Below are 22,254 nucleotides of genomic sequence, written 5' to 3'. Positions count from 1 at the left end.
AGATGTTTTGGAAAATAGTAGCAGGAGTAAAAGCCTTTCTGGAGGAATGCAGAAAAGATAATATCAGCGCATATGCAGCACAGTCGGCATTTTTTATTATCATGTCTCTGATTCCCTTTGTCATGCTGTTTATATCTCTGATACAGTATACTCCGGTAACGGAAAGCATGGTGATGGAGACCATAAACCGGCTGATGCCCGATTATATCGCACCGTTTCTGATTGGAATTATCCATGAGGTATACAGTAATTCCGTGGGAATTGTATCTGCTGCGGCAGTGATGGCGGTATGGTCTGCGGCCAAAGGACTTCAGTGCCTGACCAATGGGCTGAACAGCGTATATGATATTGAAGAAACCAGAAACTGGCTTCTGTTGCGGTTTCGTGCGATTCTTTATACCCTTATGCTGGTGGTTGCCATTGTGGCGTCTCTGACACTGATGGTATTCGGTAACAGCCTGCAGCATCTGATTGTGAAGTATCTGCCCATTGTGGCGGATATTACACAGGGGATTTTAAAACTCCGCTCCCTGATCCTTCTTGCTGTTCTGATGCTGTTTTTTGCAATGCTGTTTAAAATGCTTCCCAATCGGAAAACAGAAGTCAGAAATCAGCTTCCGGGCAGTCTGCTGGGTGCAGTGGGCTGGTCCCTGCTGTCTTTCGGTATCTCCGTTTATGTGGACTATTTTAACGGATTTTCCATGTACGGCAGCCTGACCACCATTATCCTGTTAATGCTGTGGCTGTATTTCGGCGTATACATTCTGCTGGTATGTGCAGAACTCAACAAAGCTTATGAAGAATATCAGATACAAAAGAGGTAATGACATTTCATTCCGGATGTGATAGACTATAAAGAACGACAGTTTGGGAGGAAGTCATATGGCGTCAAGACCAGAAAATACGACAAAAAGAAAAACAGGCGGAAAGACTGCGGCAGGAAAGAAAAACAGCAGCCAGGAGGTATCATTTGGAAGTGAAGTGGTCCTTCTGGTTCTGTTGGCTGTCTGCATCATATTGTTTATCAGCAACTTTGGAATCGGCGGTTTCATTGGAGCAAAGGTAAGCGCTTTCTGTTTCGGCCTGTTCGGAATGATGGCTTATCTGTTCCCGGTATGTCTTTTTGTGGGAGCAGCCTTTTTTGTGTCTAACCGAAATAACAGAGTTGCTGTCATAAAACTTGTGGCAGGCGTGGTATTTATTTTATTTTTATGCCTGTTTATGGAGCTGATTGCAGGAGAATCCGGCGAATACCAGGTACAGAAGTCTTTTCAGTATGCGGCGGAACATAAAAACGGAGGCGGAGCACTGGGCGGGCTTCTGGCTATGTTGCTCTGTCCTGCCATCGGAAAACCAGGCGCTTATATTGCAGATGTTATCGGATTAATTATTGCCCTGGTGCTGCTTACGGAACGCTCATTCCTGGGCGGCGTGAAAAAAGGGAGCAGGAAAGTATATGATACCGCCAGAGAGGATGCGGCAAGGCGCAGAGAGCAGAAAGAACTGCGCCGGGAAGAACAGAATCAGAGGCGGACAGACCGAAAAGTAGAAGGCGTTGCTCTGGATACCAGGATTCTTCCGGTGTCTCCGGAACGCTCTGATAATATCAGCGAACTGAAACTGCCGGTGGAAACAGAGGCATTTTCCAGAGAATTAAAAGAGAAACTGTTTTCTGACAGAGGAAAGGAAAAACAGGGAAAAGCCACATCTTATTCCGTATTGCAGGGGAACAGCTTTCAGAACCATATGCCCCTGGATGAAGAAGTTCACAGCAGTCCGGTCAGAAATGTGGTGGGATGGGATTCACCGGAAGCTCCCTCCACGGCGTCTATTCTGGAAATGCCTGTAAAAAGAGAAACGAATCATCCCCAGGAACTTTTCTCAGAACCGGTAGTGGTAGAGAAGATTCACCGAAGCCCCAGAAGAAGCAGAAAAATATCTGAAATACCGGAATTATCAGAGGCCATGGAGCAGAATACCCGGACAGATACGTCAGCCGGAGAGATACTTCTGACGGGAGAAGAACCGCTGGTAATCAATTCCGAACCGTCTTTTGCAGAAGAGATGTTTACAGAAGTGAATGATGCATCCGCTTCTGCAGATGAGATGTCTGCAGGGTTAAATGATGCATCCGCTTCTACGGATGAGATGTTTGCAGGACTGAATGATACATCCGCTTTTACAGATGAGATGTTTGCAGGGCTGGAATCTGCCATTATATCAGGAGCTTCTCAGACATCTGAAGATGTCCGGGCGGAAGAACTGACGGCGCCGGAATCGGAGGTTATCCCGGCATCTGTACCGGATGAACCGGAAGTACCGGAACCGGAAGTACCGGAACCGGAAGCTGTGCCGAATGAACCGGAAATATCGAAACCGGCCGCGCAGCCGCAGGAAATGGCTTCTCCGGCCAAAGAGTCTCTTTTGCCGCCTCCCAAACAGGAATATATATTTCCTCCGGTTTCTCTGCTGAAAAAAGGAACCGGAAGCCAGGGAGATTCCAGGAAGCATTTACAGGAGACGGCCCTGAAACTGCAGCAGACTCTGAAGAATTTCGGCGTCAATGTGACCATTACCGACGTAAGCTGCGGGCCCAGTGTGACCCGTTATGAAATGCAGCCGGAAATGGGTGTGAAAGTCAGCAAAATTGTAAATCTGGCAGACGATATCAAGTTAAATCTGGCAGCGGCGGATATCCGTATCGAAGCCCCCATTCCCGGAAAAGCGGCAGTTGGTATAGAGGTGCCCAACAAAGAAAATGTCATGGTGCGGTTCCGGGATATGGTAGAGACAGAAGAATTTCAGAATCATCCCTCCGGTATCTGTTTTACTGCGGGAAAAGATATCGGCGGACAGGCAGTGGTGGCGGATATTGCCAAAATGCCCCATCTGCTGATTGCAGGAGCCACCGGTTCCGGAAAATCCGTATGTATCAACACCATAATTATGAGTATTCTCTATAAAGCGGATCCGGATGATGTGAAGCTGATTCTGATTGACCCCAAAGTGGTGGAATTAAGCGTATATAACGGAATTCCCCATCTGCTGATTCCCGTGGTCACAGACCCGAAAAAAGCGGCCGGAGCCCTTCACTGGGCAGTAGCGGAAATGATGGACCGATATCAGAAATTTGCAGACTGTCAGGTAAGGGATTTGAAGGGCTATAACCAGAAAATAGCTGCACTGGAACATGTGGAAGATGAGACCAAACCCACAAAGCTGCCTCAGATTGTAGTGATTGTGGATGAGCTGGCAGACCTTATGATGGTGGCGCCGGGAGATGTGGAGGATGCAATCTGCCGGCTGGCACAGCTTGCAAGAGCGGCCGGCATTCATCTGATTATCGCTACCCAGCGGCCCTCGGTGGACGTTATCACTGGTCTGATTAAGGCCAACATGCCTTCCCGAATCGCTTTTTCCGTATCTTCCGGTGTGGATTCCCGAACCATACTGGACATGAACGGAGCGGAAAAACTGCTGGGTAACGGAGATATGCTGTTTTATCCCCAGGGTTACCAGAAGCCCTTACGTGTCCAGGGGCCCTTTGTGTCGGACTCTGAAGTGGAAGAAGTGGTGGATTTCCTGAAAAAGCAGGGCACTGTGGCATATAATCCGGAAGTGGAGGCAAAAATGAATACGGTTTCCGCAGGATCAGGAGCCGGTCCGGGAGGCGGGAACGAAAGGGACGCTTATTTCGTGGAAGCCGGAAAATTTGTAATTGAAAAAGAAAAGGGCTCCATCGGAATGCTCCAGAGAATGTTCAAAGTCGGTTTTAACCGGGCGGCAAGAATTATGGACCAGCTTGAAGAAGCAGGAGTGGTAGGGCCGGAAGAAGGCACAAAACCAAGGAAAGTACAGATGACCATGTCAGAATTTGAGACATATGTGGAAGAACATGTATAGAAATTACAGGAGGAAAACATGAAAACAGATATTCAGATTGCACAGGAAGCAGAAATGATTCACATCAGAGATGTGGCGGCCAGACTGGATATTCCGGAAGATGATTTGGAATTATATGGAAAATATAAGGCCAAGCTGTCGAATGAATTAATCGAAAAAGTAAAGAATAAAAAAGACGGAAAATTAATTCTTGTGACGGCTATCAACCCCACTCCGGCAGGAGAAGGCAAAACCACTACCAGTATAGGCCTGGGCCAGGCATTTGGCAAAATGGGGAAAAAAGCAGTTCTGGCACTGCGTGAACCTTCCCTGGGACCCTGTTTTGGCATTAAGGGCGGAGCAGCGGGCGGCGGTTATGCGCAGGTAGTCCCCATGGAAGACCTGAATCTGCATTTTACCGGAGACTTCCATGCCATTACTTCTGCCAATAATCTTCTTGCGGCTTTGCTGGACAACCATATCCAGCAGGGAAATCCTCTGAATATCGACCCCCGGCAGGTAGTATGGAAGCGCTGCCTGGACATGAATGACCGTGTATTGCGCAATATTGTGGTAGGTCTCGGAACGAAAATGGACGGGATGGTGCGGGAAGACCATTTTGTAATTACCGTGGCCTCTGAGATTATGGCAGTATTGTGTCTTGCAGAGGATATGGCTGATTTGAAAAAACGTCTGGGCAGAATGATTGTGGCCTATACATTTGAAGGAAAACCTGTGACAGCAGATGATATTCAGGCTACCGGTTCCATGGCAGCCCTGTTAAAGGACGCTTTAAAACCCAACCTCATCCAGACACTGGAACATACGCCGGCCATTGTGCACGGAGGACCTTTTGCCAATATCGCTCATGGCTGCAACAGTGTCCGCGCTACAAAGACAGCTCTGAAACTGGCCGACTATGTGGTGACAGAAGCAGGCTTCGGAGCCGATTTGGGGGCAGAAAAATTTCTGGACATTAAATGTCGTATGGCAGGTCTGAAACCGGATGCCGTAGTACTGGTGGCAACGGTGCGGGCATTGAAATACAATGGCGGCGTACCGAAGGCTCAGCTTTCTGAGGAGAACCTGGAGGCACTGAAAAAAGGAATTGTAAATCTGGAAAAACACATTGAGAATTTACAGAAATATGAAGTACCCGTAGTCGTAACACTGAATTCTTTCGTTACAGATTCTGAAGCGGAAACAGAATTTGTGGAGCAGTTCTGCAAGGAGCGGGGTTGTGAATTCGCCCTGTCGGAAGTATGGGAAAAAGGCGGAGAAGGCGGAATTGCTCTGGCAGAAAAAGTGCTGGAAACCCTGGAAACAAAAGAGAGCCGGTTCCATCCTCTGTACGAGGACAGCCTTTCTCTGAAAGAGAAAATAGAAACTGTTGCCAGAGAAATTTACGGTGCGGACGGAGTTACTTACGCCCCGGCAGCGGAAAAAGAATTAAAACGAATTGAAGAACTGGGCATGGGTAATTTCCCGGTATGTATGGCAAAGACTCAGTATTCCCTGTCTGACGACCAGACGAAGCTGGGAAGGCCCACAGGATTTACCGTAAATGTCCGGGAAGTATATGTATCTGCCGGAGCCGGATTCGTAGTGGCAGTTACCGGCGCCATTATGACCATGCCGGGACTTGGAAAAACCCCGGCGGCATATCAGATTGATGTGGATGACCAGGGAGTTATTACCGGATTGTTCTGAGAAAACGCTGATTTAATCAGCGTTTCCCAGGAGGCAGTTTCAATGGTACGGCAGTGAAAGAAAGGAAGAAGCATGGCAGTAATTATAGATGGAAAAAAGATTTCTCAGCAGATAAAAGATGAATTAAAAGAAAAGGTGGAACGGCTGCAGGCGGAAGGGAAAACAGGATCTCTTGCAGTCATTCAGGTAGGTGCGGATCCTGCTTCCGCCGTCTATGTGCGGAATAAGAAAAATGCCTGCGCTTATATCGGCATTGATTCTCTGGCTTATGAGCTTCCGGAAGAAACCGGGGAAGAAGAACTGCTGAAGCTGATTGATGAATTAAATCATAAGAAAGAAGTAAAGGGTATCCTGGTGCAGCTTCCCCTTCCCGGCCATATCTGCGAGGACAAGGTGATACAGGCCATCAGCCCGGAGAAAGATGTGGACGGTTTTCATCCGCAGAATGTGGGAAAACTCACCATTGGAGAACCGGGATTCGTCTCCTGTACCCCGGCCGGAATTATTCAGCTTCTGAAACGCTCCGGTGTGGAAGCAGAGGGGAAACACTGCGTGGTCATCGGAAGAAGCAATATTGTGGGAAAACCCATGGCCCTTCTGATGCTGCGGGAAAACGCCACCGTAACCATTGCCCATTCCAGAACCAGGAATCTTCCAAAACTCTGCAGACAGGCAGACATTCTGATTGTGGCGGTGGGAAAACCGCGGCTGATCGGTGCGGAATATGTAAAGGAAGGTGCAGTTGTGATTGACGTGGGCATTCATCGTGATGAACATAATAAATTATGCGGAGATGTGAAATTTGAGGAAGTGGAACCCGTTGCTTCTGCCATTACCCCAGTGCCGGGAGGCGTGGGCCCCATGACCATTGCAATGCTTATGAGTAACTGCGTACAGAGCATAGAAGCGGGGCAGAAAGAATGAAATGTGCAAATTGCGGAGCAGAACTGAAAACCGGATGTGTATATTGTTCCGTGTGCGGGGCAGAAGCCCAGATTGTATCGGATTACAATCTTCTGGAAGATGATTTTCTGCGGGGACTGCTGCAGGAAAAAAAGAAAAAGATAGCAGGCCATAAATCTTCCGGAAAAGGAAAGAAGAAAACAGCAGGCAAAGGCAAAACCGGCGCTTCCGGGAAAGGCAGATCCGGACACAGAAAGAAATATCCCACATGGGCGATTCTTGCACTGGTGATTCTGGCAGTTCTGGTGGCGGGAATTGTGCTGCTGATGACTTATGCCCGAAGTAATTCCTATGAATATCAGATGAAAAAAGCAGAAGATTACCAGAGCAGAAGTGATTACCGCAAGGCGGAAAAATACCTGCGGCGGGCTTTACAGCTCCAGACAGACAGCCTGGATGCGCGTATGCGTCTGGCAGAAGTCTGCCAGGCACAGGAACAGAATGACAGTGCACGGAAACTTCTGCTGGAAGTGCTGAAACTGGATGAAGACTGCCTGGAAGCATATGAACAGTTAATTCAGATTTACGCGGAACAGAAAGATTATAAGGCCATCCAGAGTTTGGGCGATAAAGTAACAGATGGGGAAATACGTGAGCTGTTTGCGGAATATCTGCCGGAGCCTCCTCAGGCTGATCCGGAAGGAGGCATTTTCCAGGGAGAAATCTTTGTGGAACTCACCGCAGAAAATGGTTGTGAAATCTATTATACCACAGACGACACAGATCCGGAACAGGGCAGGAAATATCACACGCCCATTCTGATGGAGCCGGGGAAAAATATCAGGCTCCGGGCCGTTGCCCGCAATCAGTTCGGCCTCTGCAGCCAGGAACTGGAAGAAGAATATCAGATAAAGAAACAGAAGCCCAATCCTCCTCAGGTGGCTCCTTATGGTGGGAGTTTCTATACGCCGGAAACCATCGTGGTACAGGTACCGGAGGGCTGCAGGGTATACTATACCTGGGATGATACGGTGCCCACACAGGAATCTCAGCAGTACAGAGAACCCATTCATATACCGGAAGGCAATAATGTGCTGTCCCTGATTCTGGTAGACAAATATGGAATGGTTTCCGATGTGCTGCGATGCAACTATATTTACATGCCGGAATAAAACGTATAAAAGAGGCTGCCGCAAAATATAAAACTATTTTGCGGCAGCCTCTTTTTCCATGAAAATACAGATACAAACTTGCCTTTGAGGCCCAGTTGTTATATGATAAATATATACTTTAATAAGGATGTGGCATATGAAAGATTTAAGTGAAATTCGGAAAGAAATAGATGAAATTGACCGCCGGATTGTGGCTCTGTATGAAGAACGGATGAAACTGACCACAGAGGTGGCAGAATACAAAATATCCACCGGAAAACCGGTGCTGGACAAAACACGGGAAAGGGAGAAGCTGGCCAGAGTAAAAGAACTGGTTCAGACAGAAGAAAACTGCTACGATGTGGGAGAACTGTTTGAGCAGATTATGGCTCTCAGCCGGAAGCGCCAGTACCAGATGCTGATACAGCACGGACAGGGCCAGGAGACCGGTTTTGTTCCGGTGGACAGACTGCCCTTTACCAGCCATAAGGTGGTATATCAGGGAACCGAGGGGGCCTACAGCCAGATTGCCATGAAGGCTTATTTCGGAGAGGAGACGTACGGTTACCATGTGGATACCTGGCGTGACGCCATGGAAGCCATAAGCAGTGGAGAAGCAGATTATGCAGTCCTGCCCATTGAAAATTCCTCTGCCGGAATTGTAGGAGAGAATTTTGATTTACTGGTGGAATACGGCAACTTCATTGTAGCGGAACAGACCATCAAAGTAGAACACGCGCTGCTGGGGCTTCCCGGCAGCAGCCTTTCTGATATTACCTGTGTGTATTCCCATCCCCAGGCCCTTATGCAGAGCGTGGACTTTCTGGACGAGCATAAGGACTGGAAACGGATAAAAGCAAAGAATACGGCAATGGCGGCCAAAAAGATTCTGGAAGACGGCCGAAAAGACCAGGCGGCCATAGCAAGTGCGGTGACAGCGGATATTTACGGACTGGAAATTCTGAAAGACCATATCAATTACAGTGAGGAAAACAGCACCAGATTTATCATTGTTTCCGGCAGAAAAATCTGTCGGAAAGGAGCGGATAAAATCAGTATCTGTTTTGAAATATCTCATGAAAGCGGCTCCCTTTACCACATGCTTTCCCATATGATCTTCAACAACCTGAACATGGTAAAAATTGAATCCAGGCCCATTAAGGATAAGAGCTTCGAGTACCGCTTTTTTGTGGATATGGAAGGAAATCTCAGGGACGGCGCCGTACAGAATGCGCTGAAAGGACTGCAGGAAGGAGCCCTTTCCATTAAAGTACTTGGGAATTATTAAAGAGACAGAGGGATGAGAAATGAAACATACGGAAAAACTGATTTTGTACCGGGGATTTGAACAGGGTAAGATTCTGGAGGATTTTACCTGGATTATGGAGCATTACCGGGAGGATACCTGTTCCGGAGAAGAATTACGGGCTTTGTGTTATGAATGTATGCATCGTCTCACTGAGCTTTCCGCCAGCCATGGATTCGAGGGAAATCTCTGGCAGAATTACCTGACTTTCCTGCTGGTAAATCATGAAAATGCCTACAGTACTTCCTGTGAAATCAAAGGCAGGATTACCGGCAGCATTAACGAACTGGCCCTCCATGATTTTGCAGTCTTCAAGGAACTGTTCGACTTTGATTTGCAGGAACTTCAGAAAGAACTGGAAATTCCGGAATTTGCCATTCTGCAGAATTATAAAAGAGCCGACCGGGACGGAAAGGTGTTCAACCACAGAATCCGGGACAGGATCTGCGCACTGAGCATCCGTCTGAAGCAGACAGGCACAGTAGAAGAATTTAAGGATGAAGTGACGGAATTTTACCGGGAATTCGGTGTGGGCAAACTGGGATTACATAAAGCATTTCGTGTGGAACATGAAGACCGTCAGGTAAAGATTGTACCCATTGCCAATATTGCCCATGTCCATCTGGACGATCTGGTGGGGTATGAGGTTCCGAAACAGAAGCTCATTGATAATACGGAGGCTTTTGTGAAAGGCAGGAGGGCCAATAACTGCCTGCTGTTCGGAGATGCCGGAACGGGCAAATCCACCAGTATAAAAGCAATTATCAACCAGTATTACGACCAGGGCCTCCGGATGATTGAAATATACAAACACCAGTTTCAGGATTTAAACGATGTAATTGCCCGGATTAAGAATCGAAATTATAAATTTATCATATATATGGATGACCTGTCTTTTGAAGAATTTGAAATCGAATACAAATATCTGAAGGCAGTCATCGAAGGAGGTCTGGAGAAAAAACCGGACAACGTTCTGATTTACGCCACCTCTAACCGGAGACATCTGGTGAGAGAGAAATTCAGTGATAAAGCGGAGCGGGACGATGAACTGCACACAAACGATACGGTACAGGAAAAGCTGTCTCTGGCTTCCAGATTCGGCGTTACCATTTATTTCGGAAAACCGGATAAAAAAGAATTTCAGAAAATTGTAAGAAGTCTGGCCCGGAAACATCAGATTCCCATGGCCGAGGAAGAACTGCTGGCAGAAGCAAATAAGTGGGAGCTGAGCCACGGAGGGCTTTCCGGCAGAACCGCCCGGCAGTTTGTTGATTACCTGCTGGGAAAGCAGTAAGTCAGAAGCCGCGGCCCCGGAGGCCCGGCAGAAAGGAACAGATATGAAGATTACCACATTTGCAGCAATTTACATTGGCTCATATGAAGTGAGTCTGAAAATATTTGAGATTTCCGCAAATCGGAAAATACGTTCCATTGATTATGTGCGCAGCCATGTGGAACTGGGACGGGACGCCTTTGGAAAAGGCGTTATCGGGTATGAACTGGTAGAGGAACTCTGTCAGATTTTAAAGGAGTTCCATACCATTATGGATGGATATAAGGTAGACGATTATGAGGCATGTGCGGGAAACGTATTCCGGAATGTGAGCAACGCACCCTTTATACTGGATCAGATTCGTCTCCGCACCAGAATCGAAGTGACAGTTCTCAGCAATTCCGAACACAGGCTGATGGATTATAAATCTCTGGCCATCCTGCCCAAATTTGAAAAAATGATTCAGAAAGGGGCGGCAGTGGTCAATGTAGGGGGCGGCAGTATGCAGATTACCCTGTTCCGCAAGGGGACAGCCATTACCACCCAGCATATTGAACTGGGCATTATGCGGATTCGGGAAAAGCTGTCCAAAATTGAAAATCTGGTTTCCCATTATGAAACCCAGATTCAGGAGCTGATTGACAAAGAGCTGGAAATTTTCAAACGGATTTACCTGAAAGACCGGGAAATGAAATATGTAATTATTATGGGAGATTACATCGAAGAAATGACAAAGGGATTTTCCAAAAAGGAAGAGGACGGCACCATAGAAACCGAACGCTTTATTAAAATGCTGAATAAATGGTACCGGAAATCCACCGAGGAAATTTCTCTGGATTTGAATCTGGCCAACGAACACGATCCCCTGATTATCCCCTCGGTGGTGCTGTACAAACGCCTCAGTGAAGAACTGAATGCAAAATATATCTGGGTGCCCGGAGTAAATATCAGCGACGGAATCGTCTGCGCCTATGCGGAGAAAAAGCGCATGATTTATTTTGAGCACGATTTTGAAGAAGATGTGCTGGCCGCCGCCCGGAATCTGGCGGAACGCTATCAGGGCTATTCCAGCCACACGGAGGCAGTCCTTGCCATGACAGTTGCCATTTTTGACGCCATGAAAAAAGTGCACGGCATGGGCAAAAGGGAGCGGCTGCTGCTGCAGGTGGCGGCAATTCTTCACGATTGCGGCCGCTATATCAGCCTGGTAAATCAGGCCGAGTGTTCTTATCAGATTATCATGGCCACCGAGATTATCGGCATGACCCATATGGAGCGGGAAATTGTGGCAGGTACCGTAAAATACAATTCTCAGCCCCTGCAGCCTTACAGCAGCGTAAGCGATAAAATGGACCAGAAAGGCTATATGACCGTGTCCAAGCTGACAGCTATTCTCAAAATTGCCAATGCCATGGACCGGAGCCATAAACAGAAGTTCCGGAATATCAAAGCTGCTTTACAGGACCGGGAACTGGTGATAACAGTGGAATCCTCGGAGAGTATTGTGCTGGAAAAGGGCCTCTTTTCCGCTTATGCAAATTCTTTTGAAGAAGTTTTCAGTGTAAAACCAAGGATACGAGAAAAGAAAGTGTTTTAAGGGAGGATATGGAAATGGACAAAGAAAAGGATTATCTGAAACCGGAATATTACGAAAACCGGGAACTGAGCTGGCTGAAATTTAATTACAGAGTGTTGAACGAAGCCAGAGATAAAAATATTCCCCTGCTGGAACGGTTAAAATTTGTAAGTATTACCTCATCGAATCTGGATGAATTTTTCATGGTCCGGGTGGCTTCCCTGAAAGATATGGTTCATGCAGGATATAAAAAGACCGATATTGCAGGAATGACTGCAAAAGAGCAGCTTGAAGCCATCAACAAAGATACCCGTTCCCTGGTGGAAATGCAGTACAGCACCTATAACCGTTCTCTGGTTCCGCTGCTTCACAATCATGGGATTGAGATTATTTCCGCTTACGAAGAACTGGATGAAGTTCAGGGAGAATATGTGGACCGCTATTTTGAGGAAACGGTATATCCGGTGCTGACGCCCATGGCCGTAGACGCCTCCCGGCCTTTTCCGCTGATTCGCAACAAGTCTTTAAATATCGCCGCCCTTCTGAACAAAAAGGGAGATAAAAAAGAAGAACTGGAATTTGCCACCGTACAGGTGCCCTCGGTACTTTCCAGAATCGTGCAGATTCCCTCTCAGGATGAAGGCAGTAAAACTTTCATTCTGCTGGAACAGATTATCGAGCGCAATATTCACCGGCTGTTTCTGAATTACCATGTGGTATGTGCCTGGCCTTACCGGATTATGCGGAATGCAGACCTTACCATTGACGAGGACGAGGCGGAGGATTTGCTGCAGGAAATTCAGAAACAGTTAAAAAAGCGCCAGTGGGGAGAAGTCATCCGTCTGGAAGTGGAAGATAAAATAGATAAACGTCTTCTGGGAATACTGAAAGAAGACCTTCATATTGCCCAGGAGGACATCTTTAAGATAAACGGTCCGCTGGATCTGACCTTTCTGATGAAGATGTACGGAATCGAAGGAGCGGATGATCTGCGTTATGAGCCTTACCAGCCTCAGCGCGTGCCTCAGATTGTGCCGGGAGAAGATATTTTTGCCGCCATCCGGAAGGGAGATATTCTGCTGCACCATCCCTACCAGACTTTTGACCCGGTGGTGGATTTTATAAAACAGGCTTCTCTGGACCCGGACGTGCTGGCCATCAAACAGACCCTGTACCGGGTCAGCGGAAATTCCCCAATTATTGCCTCTCTGGCTCAGGCTGCGGAAAACGGGAAACAGGTATCCGTGCTGGTGGAATTAAAGGCCCGGTTTGATGAGGAAAATAATATTGTATGGGCAAAGAAACTGGAAAAAGCAGGCTGCCACGTAATTTACGGGCTGGTGGGCCTGAAAACCCACAGTAAAATTGCGCTGGTGGTACGGAAAGAGGAAGACGGAATCCGCAGGTATATCCATCTGGGAACAGGAAACTACAACGATTCTACTGCCAAATTATATACGGATCTTGGCATGTTCACCTGTTCCGAAGCCATCGGAGAGGACGCCACAGCCGTGTTTAACATGCTGTCAGGATATTCCGAGCCCCCTTCCTGGAATAAACTGGCAGTAGCCCCCATCTGGCTGCGCAAGCGTTTTCTCAAACTGATTAAACGTGAAATCAAACATGCACAGGCAGGCAGAGAAGCATTTATCCGGGCGAAAATGAATTCCCTCTGCGACCGGGACGTCATCGGGGCACTGTACGAAGCCTCCGCAGCCGGAGTGAAAATAGATCTGGTAGTGCGCGGCATCTGCTGCCTGAAAGTGGGTATTCCGGGAATCAGCGAAAATATCACTGTGCGCTCCATTGTGGGAAATTTCCTGGAACACAGCCGGATTTTCTGGTTCCACAACGACGGGCAGGAAGAAATCTATATGGGCAGCGCCGACTGGATGCCCCGGAATCTGGACCGAAGAGTGGAGATTCTGTTTCCGGTGGAAAATGAAACACTGATGGAGCAGATACGCCATATTCTGGAACTCCAGCTTGCAGACAATATGAAATCCCATATTTTACAGCCCGACGGCAGATATGAGAAAATAGACAAGCGAGGGAAAAAGCTGGTAAATTCACAGCAGCAGTTTTGTGAGGAGGCAAAAAAAGCCCTTCCGAAAACAGTAAATGTTTATCAGGAAAGAGTGTTTATTCCGGCAGAACCAATGGAATAAAAAGCAATACGACGTTTTATTTCCGGCTCATTGTTCGAAAGAATAAATTCAAAAAGAGAGTGGAGGAGATCTTATGGAACACAAAATTTTGTTTACAGATCTGGATGAAACATTATTAAATCATGACAAGAGCATTTCAAAAGAAAACCGGGCCGCCATTGCCAGAATGCTGGAACTGGGCCATGATTTTGTGCTGATGACGGGGCGTCCCATTGCCACAGGACGGCTGGCAGTGAAAGAACTGAACCTGTCCTTTCCCAGATGTTATATGGTCGCTTACAACGGAGCGGTAGTTTATGACTGTGTGGCGGACCGGGTGCTGGCAGAGCGCACCCTGCCCATGGAAGTGGCAAAAGAAATCATTCTGGCCGGAAAAAAATCCGATATTTATGTACAGACGTATGAACAGGACACCATTCTGGCAGAACACCATGGCAAAGAACTTGATTTCTACCTGCGGAACGCCAGAATGAGATACCGTCTGGTGGACAATATTTTCGTAAGTCTGGAGCAGGAACCCCATAAGGTAATGCTGATTGATGTGGACCACCCGGAAAGGCTTCAGCAATTTCAGACAGACCATCCGGAACTCAGAGAACGGAGCAACTGCTTTTTCTCCTACAATGAATATCTGGAATACTGCCCCAAAGATACCGATAAAGGCAGCGGCCTGAAGTATATCAGCAAATTCCTGAATGTTCCTATTGAACATACGGTGGCAGTGGGAGACGAACGCAACGATATTCCCATGATTCAGGCAGCTCATGTGGGCGTTGCGGTGAAAAACGGCCATGAAGAACTGAAAGGTGCGGCGGATTATGTGACAGAGTATGACAATGAGCATGGAGCTATTGCTGAAATCATTGAAAAATTCATCCTGAACGAGTCTGCATAATCCGGTAAAGGGGGATTGGAATGAGACTTTTCAAAAGGAACATGACAGCATCGGCAGGACTTTTCCTGCTTTTGGGCCTGCTGTTTCTGCGTATGGGGATTCCGGTGCACGCAGCAGGAAGTAAAACTTTAAGGGCTGGTGAGCAGATTACCTTAAGGGCTGGCAGCAGCAGTTCCACCTATCAGTGGCAGGTCAGCGATACAGCAGTGCTCGCCCTGGGAGAAAACGGCAGACAGTTCTGTAAATTTACAGGACTGCAGGCCGGAACAGTCACCGTAACAGTGACTTATTCCAAACTGGAATGGGACAGCAGCAAAGCGGATATATGGGGCAATATTACGGGAGACTTTGTACCCCGGCGCAAAACCGAAAGCTGGAATGTTACCGTACTGGCAGCAGGCAGCGGAGGCGGCAGCGATGCAGTACCTGACAAAGACTGGCCGGATCCGGTTACCAGCCCGTCCGGGACTGTGGGCGAGTCTGTAGCCGGAACCCTGGAAGACAGTGCTCTGAACAGAAGGACAAACTGGGATTATCAGGGCCTGCTGGCAGTAAAGCGAAATGGCCTGTGGGGATTTGCGGATCGAAATCTGAATCTGGTGATTCCGTTCCAGTTTACCAATGCACAGGATTTTGAGAGCAACCATTTCGGGAAAGTATGGGTGGGGAATCAGCCCTATTACGTGAACGAAAAGGGAGAATATATTATCCGTCTTACGCCGGGGGTGTTTTACAATGCAGAAGTAAAAGATACGGTAATCCGCCTTGTAGCTCCCGCCGGCATGAATTCCGGGGCCAGTATCCCAACGGAATACTATGACTGTACGGGCCAGCGGATTACGGAAGAAGAATATAACAGCGCATCCCATGCTTACAGCGAGAGGCTGGCGGCAGCAGGAGGCATGACCCGCTACAGGGAAGGGGATACTGTCGGCAACTGGGCATTTACCAGAAGTAATGGAGATGGAACTGCAACGAAATGGACCATGAAATCTCCCGCCGGTCTGAATGCAGAAGACAATTCCTCCCGCAATTTTCGGGAAGGGCTGCTGGTAGTGGAGAATTCCGAAGGCCTGAAAGGGGCAGTAGATAAAAAAGGTGATTTTATTCTGAACTGTGAGTATCTTCTGCTGTGCGATTCCTCCGGAGGATATCTGGTGGGACGGAAAGAAGGACAGCCCCGGACGGAATTCACAGTGGTGAGAAATCCCCTGTATCCCAGAATTACGGTAAGAGGTATGGAAGCTCAGGCCCCTTCCGGCAACGGAGAAACTAATTTTTCCATTTCACAGCTTATGTCATCAGCCTCCCTGCCCGCAGCAGCGGAAATTCAGGTCCATACGGACCGTGCGGAAGGTCTTATCCTTTCTCCTCCTGTTTCCGGGGACGACGGCAGAACCTGGTCTTTTATTCTTGCTGATACGACAGGTATTCAGACCACATATCTCATTGAAATGACACAGGTACTGGAAAGGATTACACTGGACAGGACCAGCCTTACTCTGGAAAAGGGGACCAGCCTTACTCTGCACGCAGCCTGCAATCCTTCGGGAATTACCGGAGTACCCTTTACATGGACGTCTTCCCATCCACAGGCAGCGGCAGTATCACCGGAAGGCGTTGTCAGTGCAGCGGGAAAAGGAAAAGCGGTGATTACCGTAAGTGGGCTGGGGCTGACTGCTTCCTGTGAAGTGACGGTTACGGAACAGGAACCGGAAGAAACCGATAACGGTGAGCAGGAACCTGGCGAAGACGAAGATACTGGCGAAGATTCTCCCGAACAGAAAAAGCGAAAAGACGGGGAGCTGGTAACCACAGGAAAGATTACATGCAGGATTATCAGCACAAAAAAGAAAACTGCAGAATTTAAAAAGACCTCTGTGACTTCCGGCACTGTGTCCATTCCAAAGACAGTTACCATTGACGGAATGAAATACAAAGTCATAAAAATCGGCGACAGTGCTTTGAAAGGAAAGAAAAAAATCACAAAAGTCACCATCGGGAGCAATGTGGAAATCATAGGGAAACAGGCATTTTCGGACTGTTCCGGATTAAAAACCGTCACACTCCCGACAAAACTTACCGCCATAGGGGACAGAGGATTTTACAAATGTACATCCCTTGGCAGTATTGTGATTCCATCCAAAGTAAATAAAATCGGAGCCTCGGCTTTTTACGGAGATAAAAAATTAAAGAAAATCACAGTAAAATCCACAAAACTTACCACTAAAAATGTGGGTGCAAAAGCATTTAAAGGTACAAACAGCAAAGTTACTGTCCGGGTTCCCGGAAAGAAACTGTCTGCTTACCGGAAACTGTTCAAATCGAAGGGAATGAGCGGAAAAGCCATGTACCGGAAAAACTGAAATATTTACAGGAGGAAACATCAATATGGCCGAATATTCTGCCGGCAGGATTGACCTGCATACCCATTCCACAGAATCGGACGGAACCCTTACGCCGGAAGAACTGATGGAACATGCAAAAGAAACAGGGCTTACCGCCATTGCGCTTACAGACCATGATACTACAGACGGTATTGCCAGAGCCCGTCCTCTGGCTGAAGAACTTGGCATTGAACTGGTGCCGGATATAGAACTCTCCACTGATTATTCCGGCACAGAAGTGCACATTCTGGGCTATTATATTGATGAAAACAATCCGGAGTTCTCTGCAAAGCTCCGGGAATTCGTGGACAGCCGGGACAGCCGGAATGAGAAAATGACAGCGTTCCTGCAGAAGGAAGGCTTTAACATTACCATGAAGGAACTTTATCGGGAAAATCCCGGCAGTGTAATTACACGGGCTCATTTTGCCAGGTACCTGGTAGAACATGGCTTTGTCAAAGACCGGGAAACCGTATTCCGCAAATACCTGGGAGATAACTGCCGCTGTTATGTACCCCGTGAGAAAATTACTCCTTTTGAGGCTGTCCGTCTGATTCAGACAGGAGGGGGACTTGCGTTTTTCGCCCATCCTGTTCTGTGTCATATGAATCATGACAGACTGCGGTACTTTATCCGGAAACTGAAAGAAGCCGGACTGTCGGGCATCGAGGCTGTTTATTCCATGAATGAACCGGGAGATGAGCGCAATCTGCGAAAACTTGCTGCTGAATATGACCTTTTAATCAGCGGCGGTTCCGATTTCCATGGCAGCAACAAGCCTTATATTCATCTGGGCACCGGAAGGGGTAATCTTTGTATTCCTTATGAAATACTGGAAAAATTGAAAAAACGCTTGACGGAATCACCAAAACGTGGTAAAGTTACAGAGTTGTAAGAAGAAAGTAGAGTATCCGCTCTCACCTTAGCACAATTGGGTGACTAATGGTCTATATCTGATAATCAGTCATGTATGTTCAGTGGCTGTGGTGTCTGAATATAATTGAAGTGGATAGTCTGTCTGTCCACTTTTTTAGTATGTAAATTAATTTTTGGAGGTGCGCGGCCATTAGTGAATTAATGATTAATGAACAAATCAAAGATAAGGAGATTCGTCTAATCGGAGAAGACGGAGAACAGCTTGGCATTATGCCGGTCAGGGAAGCCATGAAGATTGCTCAGGAAGCAGAGCTTGATCTGGTAAAGATTGCCCCGACTGCCAAACCGCCCGTATGTAAGATTATCGACTACGGCAAGTACAGATACGAGCTGGTAAGAAAAGAAAAAGAAGCCCGGAAGAAACAGAAGACTGTTGAAATAAAGGAAATCCGTCTGTCACCCAATATTGAGACAAACGATCTGAATACAAAAATTAATGCAGCCAGAAAATTTATTTCAAAAGGTAATAAAGTAAAAATCACTCTGCGGTTCCGCGGCAGGGAGATGGCACATATGCAGAGCAGCAGACATATTCTGGACGACTTTGCAGAACATTTAGCAGAAATTGCTACAGTGGAAAAAGCACCAAAACTGGAAGGACGCAGCATTAGTATGGTACTGACAGAAAAGAAATAACCGGATATTAAGGAGGAAGTTAAAATGCCAAAAATGAAAACAAGCAGAGCAGCAGCAAAACGGTTTAAAAAGACAGGAAGTGGAAAATTAAAAAGAAATAAAGCCTATAAGAGCCATATCTTAACGAAGAAATCTCCCAAGAGAAAGAGAAATCTGAGAAAATCAGCTATTACAGACGCAGCTAATGTTAAGAATATGAAAAAGATTTTACCGTATTTGTAAGAATGAGTTAAGGAGGAAGCAGACATGGCAAGAATTAAAGGCGGTTTAAACGCCAGAAAAAAACATAACAGAGTATTAAAACTGGCAAAAGGATACAGAGGGGCTCGCTCCAAACAGTATCGTATAGCAAAACAGTCTGTCATGAGAGCCCTGGCGAGTTCTTATGCAGGAAGAAAAGAAAGAAAGAGACAGTTCCGCCGTCTCTGGATTGCACGAATTAATGCCGCAGCCAGAATCAATGGAATTTCCTACAGCCAGTTTATGCACGGACTGAAGCTGGCAGGCGTGGATGTAAACCGTAAAATGCTGGCAGAGCTGGCAGTAAACGACGCAGAAGGATTTGCAACTCTGGCAGAACTGGCCAAAAGCAAAGTAGCGTAATTTGCTTTACAGGCACGGGTAACTGTGCTATAATATTTTCCGGCGGGTTCTGAAAGCCCGCCGGAACTTTGAGACAGCCCATATTCAGTAACCGGATGACTCCGACCCTTACTTAATATCTCAGATACGGAATTTTGAATGTTCAGAACCGGAAAGGGCGATAATAATAGTTGAGGAGGTTATCATAAGATGATAGCAAAAGAAAAGAAACAGGCAATTATTGCAGAATACGCAAGAACACCGGGAGACACCGGTTCACCTGAGGTTCAGGTTGCAATTCTGACAGCAAGAATTCAGGAATTAACAGACCATTTGAAAGAGAATCCCAAGGATCATCATTCCAGACGCGGACTTTTAAAAATGGTAGGTCAGAGACGTGGTATGCTCAGCTATCTGAAAAAGACAGATATTGAAAGATACCGTAATTTAATTGAACGTCTGGGAATCAGAAAGTAATTCCTTTTCAAGATAGAGCGGTTATCCGCTCTATTTTATCTTATGCTAAATTAAAGGAGAAAAATATGTATAAACAGTTTACCATGGATTTGGCAGGAAGAACCCTGCGCGTAGATATCGGACGAGTTGCAGCCCAGGCAAACGGCGCAGCCTTTATGCATTACGGTGATACCGTTGTACTGTGTACTGCAACCGCCTCAGACAAACCCAGAGAAGGAATTGATTTCTTTCCCTTAAGTGTGGAATATGAAGAAAAACTGTATTCTGTCGGAAAAATTCCGGGAGGATTCAACAAACGTGAAGGGAAGGCCTCGGAAAATGCAATCCTGACCTCCCGTGTAATTGACCGCCCCATGCGCCCCTTATTTCCCAAAGATTACCGGAATGATGTGACACTGAATAATCTGGTTATGAGCGTGGATCCTCAGTGCCGGCCGGAACTGGTGGCCATGCTGGGTTCTGCCATCGCAACCAGCATTTCCGATATTCCTTTTGCAGGTCCCTGTGCAACCACACAGATTGGTATGATAGACGGAGAATTTGTGATAAATCCATCTCAGGAACAGTGGAAGAACGGAGATTTGAACCTGACGGTTGCCTCCACCAGTGAGAAAGTCATTATGATTGAAGCCGGGGCCAATGAGATTCCCGAAGACAAAATGATTGAGGCAATCTACAAAGCCCATGAAATCAATCAGACCATTATCGCCTTTATCAACGAGATAGTGGCAGAGGTTGGAAAAGCAAAACATGAGTATACAAGCTGCGCGGTACCGGAAGAACTGTTTTCCGCCATCCGGGAACTGGTACCTCCGGAAAAGATGGAAGAGGCTGTTTTCACCGATGAAAAACAGGCACGGGAAGAAAATATCCGGAAGATTACCGAGCAGTTAGAAGAGGCATTTGCAGAAAAGGAAGAATGGCTGGAGGTTCTGGGCGAGGCAATTTACCAGTATCAGAAAAAGACAGTCCGCAAAATGATTTTAAAAGACCACAAACGTCCGGACGGACGGGCCATCGACCAGATTCGTCCTCTGGCGGCAGAAACAGACCTGATTCCCAGAGTACATGGTTCCGCCATGTTTACCCGCGGCCAGACCCAGATCTGCGATGTGGTAACCCTTGCCCCGCTGTCCGATATGCAGCGCATTGACGGGCTGGATGAAAATGAAGTAAACAAGCGTTACATGCATCACTATAACTTCCCTTCCTATTCCGTAGGAGAGACAAAACCCGGCAGAGGGCCGGGACGCCGGGAAATCGGCCATGGCGCACTGGCAGAACGTGCCCTGATACCGGTACTTCCCACAGAAGAAGAATTCCCCTATGCAATCCGGGCAGTGTCAGAGACTTTTGAATCCAACGGTTCCACCTCCATGGCTTCCACCTGCGCTTCCTGTATGGCATTGATGGCTGCAGGAGTACCCATTAAGAAAATGGTGGCAGGCATTTCCTGCGGTCTGGTAACCGGGGATACCGACGACGACTATATTGTACTCACAGACATTCAGGGTCTGGAAGACTTTTTCGGCGATATGGACTTTAAGGTAACGGGAACCCATGAAGGTATCACAGCCATCCAGATGGATATCAAGATTCACGGACTGACCAGGCCCATCGTGGAAGAAGCCATCCGCAGAACCAGAGAAGCAAGACTCTACATTATGGATGAGGTAATGTCCAAAGCCATTTCCGAGCCCCGGAAAGAGGTGGGAGAATATGCGCCCAAGATTGTCCAGGTTCAGATTGACCCGGCAAAAATCGGCGATGTGGTTGGCCAGAGAGGAAAAACCATTAATGCCATTATTGAGCAGACCGGCGTAAAAATCGACATCAGCGACGAAGGTGCCGTATCCATCTGCGGCACGGACCGGGATATGATGGATAAGGCGGTGAAACTGATTGAAATTATCACCACAGACTTTGAGGCCGGACAGATTTTCGTGGGAAAAGTTATCAGTATCAAAGAATTCGGCGCATTTCTGGAGTTCGCCCCCGGAAAAGAAGGAATGGTTCACATTTCCAAAATTTCCAGAGAGCGGATTAACCGAGTAGAAGATGTACTGACGCTGGGAGATATGGTAAAAGTAGTCTGCCTTGGAAAAGATAAAATGGGAAGAATCAGCTTCTCCATAAAAGATGTTCCGAAACATAAATAATTCCTGTGCAAACAGTCATTTTTCTTTTAACTATGAAGAATGACTGTTTTTTTGTATAAAAATATTCTTTGTTCTTATTGCCGGAATATTATCTCATAAGGCCAGAAGAACTGTTCAAAAAGAATGTAGATTATCCTGGTAATCTATGGTAAGATAAAGCCGAATGAAAACAGAAAGAAAGAGAAATCATAACAATGAATGTAAATATAACAT

The 22,254-nt window shown here is 47.0% G+C and carries 17 protein-coding genes; all 17 read left to right on the top strand.

What is annotated here, in order from left to right; all coding sequences use genetic code 11:
• Positions 1-2 precede the first annotated feature (2 nt).
• A complete protein-coding gene (locus tag VSQ32_06310) occupies positions 3-824 on the top strand; it encodes a YihY/virulence factor BrkB family protein (protein ID MEH2942484.1) in 822 nt (273 codons plus the stop codon).
• A gap of 58 nt (positions 825-882) precedes the next feature.
• Positions 883-3,903: a DNA translocase FtsK 4TM domain-containing protein gene (locus VSQ32_06305; protein MEH2942483.1), complete on the top strand. Its 3,021-nt coding sequence runs from the start codon at positions 883-885 to the stop codon at positions 3,901-3,903.
• 18 nt (positions 3,904-3,921) lie between these two features.
• Entirely contained in the window at positions 3,922-5,592 is a 1,671-nt protein-coding gene (locus VSQ32_06300) for a formate--tetrahydrofolate ligase (GenBank protein ID MEH2942482.1), read from the top strand.
• 72 nt (positions 5,593-5,664) lie between these two features.
• Positions 5,665-6,516 carry a bifunctional methylenetetrahydrofolate dehydrogenase/methenyltetrahydrofolate cyclohydrolase FolD gene (folD, locus tag VSQ32_06295; protein ID MEH2942481.1) on the top strand — a complete coding sequence of 284 codons (852 nt, stop codon included), beginning with the start codon at positions 5,665-5,667 and terminating at the stop codon, positions 6,514-6,516.
• Positions 6,513-7,667: a chitobiase/beta-hexosaminidase C-terminal domain-containing protein gene (locus VSQ32_06290; GenBank protein ID MEH2942480.1), complete on the top strand. Its 1,155-nt coding sequence runs from the start codon at positions 6,513-6,515 to the stop codon at positions 7,665-7,667. Before folD ends, VSQ32_06290 begins: the two co-directional genes overlap by 4 nt.
• Positions 7,668-7,803: 136 nt before the next feature.
• Positions 7,804-8,934: a prephenate dehydratase domain-containing protein gene (locus VSQ32_06285; protein ID MEH2942479.1), complete on the top strand. Its 1,131-nt coding sequence runs from the start codon at positions 7,804-7,806 to the stop codon at positions 8,932-8,934.
• Positions 8,935-8,953: 19 nt separating this feature from the next.
• Positions 8,954-10,246 (top strand): ATP-binding protein, encoded by a 1,293-nt coding sequence (locus VSQ32_06280; GenBank protein MEH2942478.1) that lies wholly within the window; start codon positions 8,954-8,956, stop codon positions 10,244-10,246.
• A 43-nt stretch (positions 10,247-10,289) separates the two neighbouring features.
• Entirely contained in the window at positions 10,290-11,822 is a 1,533-nt protein-coding gene (locus VSQ32_06275) for a phosphatase (GenBank protein MEH2942477.1), read from the top strand.
• Between the two features lie 14 nt (positions 11,823-11,836).
• Positions 11,837-13,969, top strand: coding sequence for an RNA degradosome polyphosphate kinase (locus tag VSQ32_06270; protein ID MEH2942476.1), 2,133 nt, complete (start codon positions 11,837-11,839; stop codon positions 13,967-13,969).
• Positions 13,970-14,042: 73 nt separating this feature from the next.
• Complete coding sequence (locus VSQ32_06265) at positions 14,043-14,864, top strand: HAD family hydrolase (protein MEH2942475.1); 822 nt, start codon at positions 14,043-14,045, stop codon at positions 14,862-14,864.
• Between the two features lie 20 nt (positions 14,865-14,884).
• Positions 14,885-17,230 carry a leucine-rich repeat protein gene (locus VSQ32_06260; GenBank protein ID MEH2942474.1) on the top strand — a complete coding sequence of 782 codons (2,346 nt, stop codon included), beginning with the start codon at positions 14,885-14,887 and terminating at the stop codon, positions 17,228-17,230.
• Positions 17,231-17,255: 25 nt separating this feature from the next.
• Entirely contained in the window at positions 17,256-18,146 is an 891-nt protein-coding gene (locus VSQ32_06255; GenBank protein ID MEH2942473.1) for a PHP domain-containing protein, read from the top strand.
• A 182-nt stretch (positions 18,147-18,328) separates the two neighbouring features.
• On the top strand, positions 18,329-18,823 hold the full coding sequence (infC, locus tag VSQ32_06250) for a translation initiation factor IF-3 (GenBank protein ID MEH2942472.1): 495 nt from the start codon (positions 18,329-18,331) through the stop codon (positions 18,821-18,823).
• A 24-nt stretch (positions 18,824-18,847) separates the two neighbouring features.
• Positions 18,848-19,045, top strand: a complete 198-nt coding sequence (rpmI, locus tag VSQ32_06245) for a 50S ribosomal protein L35 (GenBank protein ID MEH2942471.1) — start codon at positions 18,848-18,850, stop codon at positions 19,043-19,045.
• Positions 19,046-19,069: 24 nt separating this feature from the next.
• Entirely contained in the window at positions 19,070-19,426 is a 357-nt protein-coding gene (rplT, locus tag VSQ32_06240; GenBank protein MEH2942470.1) for a 50S ribosomal protein L20, read from the top strand.
• Positions 19,427-19,615: 189 nt separating this feature from the next.
• The gene (gene rpsO, locus VSQ32_06235) at positions 19,616-19,882 is read left to right on the top strand and encodes a 30S ribosomal protein S15 (protein ID MEH2942469.1); all 267 of its coding nucleotides are present in this window, start codon (positions 19,616-19,618) and stop codon (positions 19,880-19,882) included.
• Positions 19,883-19,947: 65 nt separating this feature from the next.
• Positions 19,948-22,041: a polyribonucleotide nucleotidyltransferase gene (locus tag VSQ32_06230; protein ID MEH2942468.1), complete on the top strand. Its 2,094-nt coding sequence runs from the start codon at positions 19,948-19,950 to the stop codon at positions 22,039-22,041.
• Positions 22,042-22,254 lie beyond the last annotated feature (213 nt).

The sequence above is a fragment of the Lachnospiraceae bacterium JLR.KK002 genome (assembly GCA_036941025.1).
Taxonomy (GTDB): Bacteria; Bacillota; Clostridia; order Lachnospirales; family Lachnospiraceae; genus Petralouisia.
Note: the sequence above shows the minus strand (reverse complement) of the source record. Positions and strands in the feature narration are given on the sequence as shown.

Coding starts and splice junctions, on each gene's coding strand:
- VSQ32_06310 (MEH2942484.1), top strand. CDS start 3: ATGTTTTGGAAAATAGTAGCAGGAGTAAAAGCCTTTCTGGAGGAATGC.
- VSQ32_06305 (MEH2942483.1), top strand. CDS start 883: ATGGCGTCAAGACCAGAAAATACGACAAAAAGAAAAACAGGCGGAAAG.
- VSQ32_06300 (MEH2942482.1), top strand. CDS start 3,922: ATGAAAACAGATATTCAGATTGCACAGGAAGCAGAAATGATTCACATC.
- folD (MEH2942481.1), top strand. CDS start 5,665: ATGGCAGTAATTATAGATGGAAAAAAGATTTCTCAGCAGATAAAAGAT.
- VSQ32_06290 (MEH2942480.1), top strand. CDS start 6,513: ATGAAATGTGCAAATTGCGGAGCAGAACTGAAAACCGGATGTGTATAT.
- VSQ32_06285 (MEH2942479.1), top strand. CDS start 7,804: ATGAAAGATTTAAGTGAAATTCGGAAAGAAATAGATGAAATTGACCGC.
- VSQ32_06280 (MEH2942478.1), top strand. CDS start 8,954: ATGAAACATACGGAAAAACTGATTTTGTACCGGGGATTTGAACAGGGT.
- VSQ32_06275 (MEH2942477.1), top strand. CDS start 10,290: ATGAAGATTACCACATTTGCAGCAATTTACATTGGCTCATATGAAGTG.
- VSQ32_06270 (MEH2942476.1), top strand. CDS start 11,837: ATGGACAAAGAAAAGGATTATCTGAAACCGGAATATTACGAAAACCGG.
- VSQ32_06265 (MEH2942475.1), top strand. CDS start 14,043: ATGGAACACAAAATTTTGTTTACAGATCTGGATGAAACATTATTAAAT.
- VSQ32_06260 (MEH2942474.1), top strand. CDS start 14,885: ATGAGACTTTTCAAAAGGAACATGACAGCATCGGCAGGACTTTTCCTG.
- VSQ32_06255 (MEH2942473.1), top strand. CDS start 17,256: ATGGCCGAATATTCTGCCGGCAGGATTGACCTGCATACCCATTCCACA.
- infC (MEH2942472.1), top strand. CDS start 18,329: ATGATTAATGAACAAATCAAAGATAAGGAGATTCGTCTAATCGGAGAA.
- rpmI (MEH2942471.1), top strand. CDS start 18,848: ATGCCAAAAATGAAAACAAGCAGAGCAGCAGCAAAACGGTTTAAAAAG.
- rplT (MEH2942470.1), top strand. CDS start 19,070: ATGGCAAGAATTAAAGGCGGTTTAAACGCCAGAAAAAAACATAACAGA.
- rpsO (MEH2942469.1), top strand. CDS start 19,616: ATGATAGCAAAAGAAAAGAAACAGGCAATTATTGCAGAATACGCAAGA.
- VSQ32_06230 (MEH2942468.1), top strand. CDS start 19,948: ATGTATAAACAGTTTACCATGGATTTGGCAGGAAGAACCCTGCGCGTA.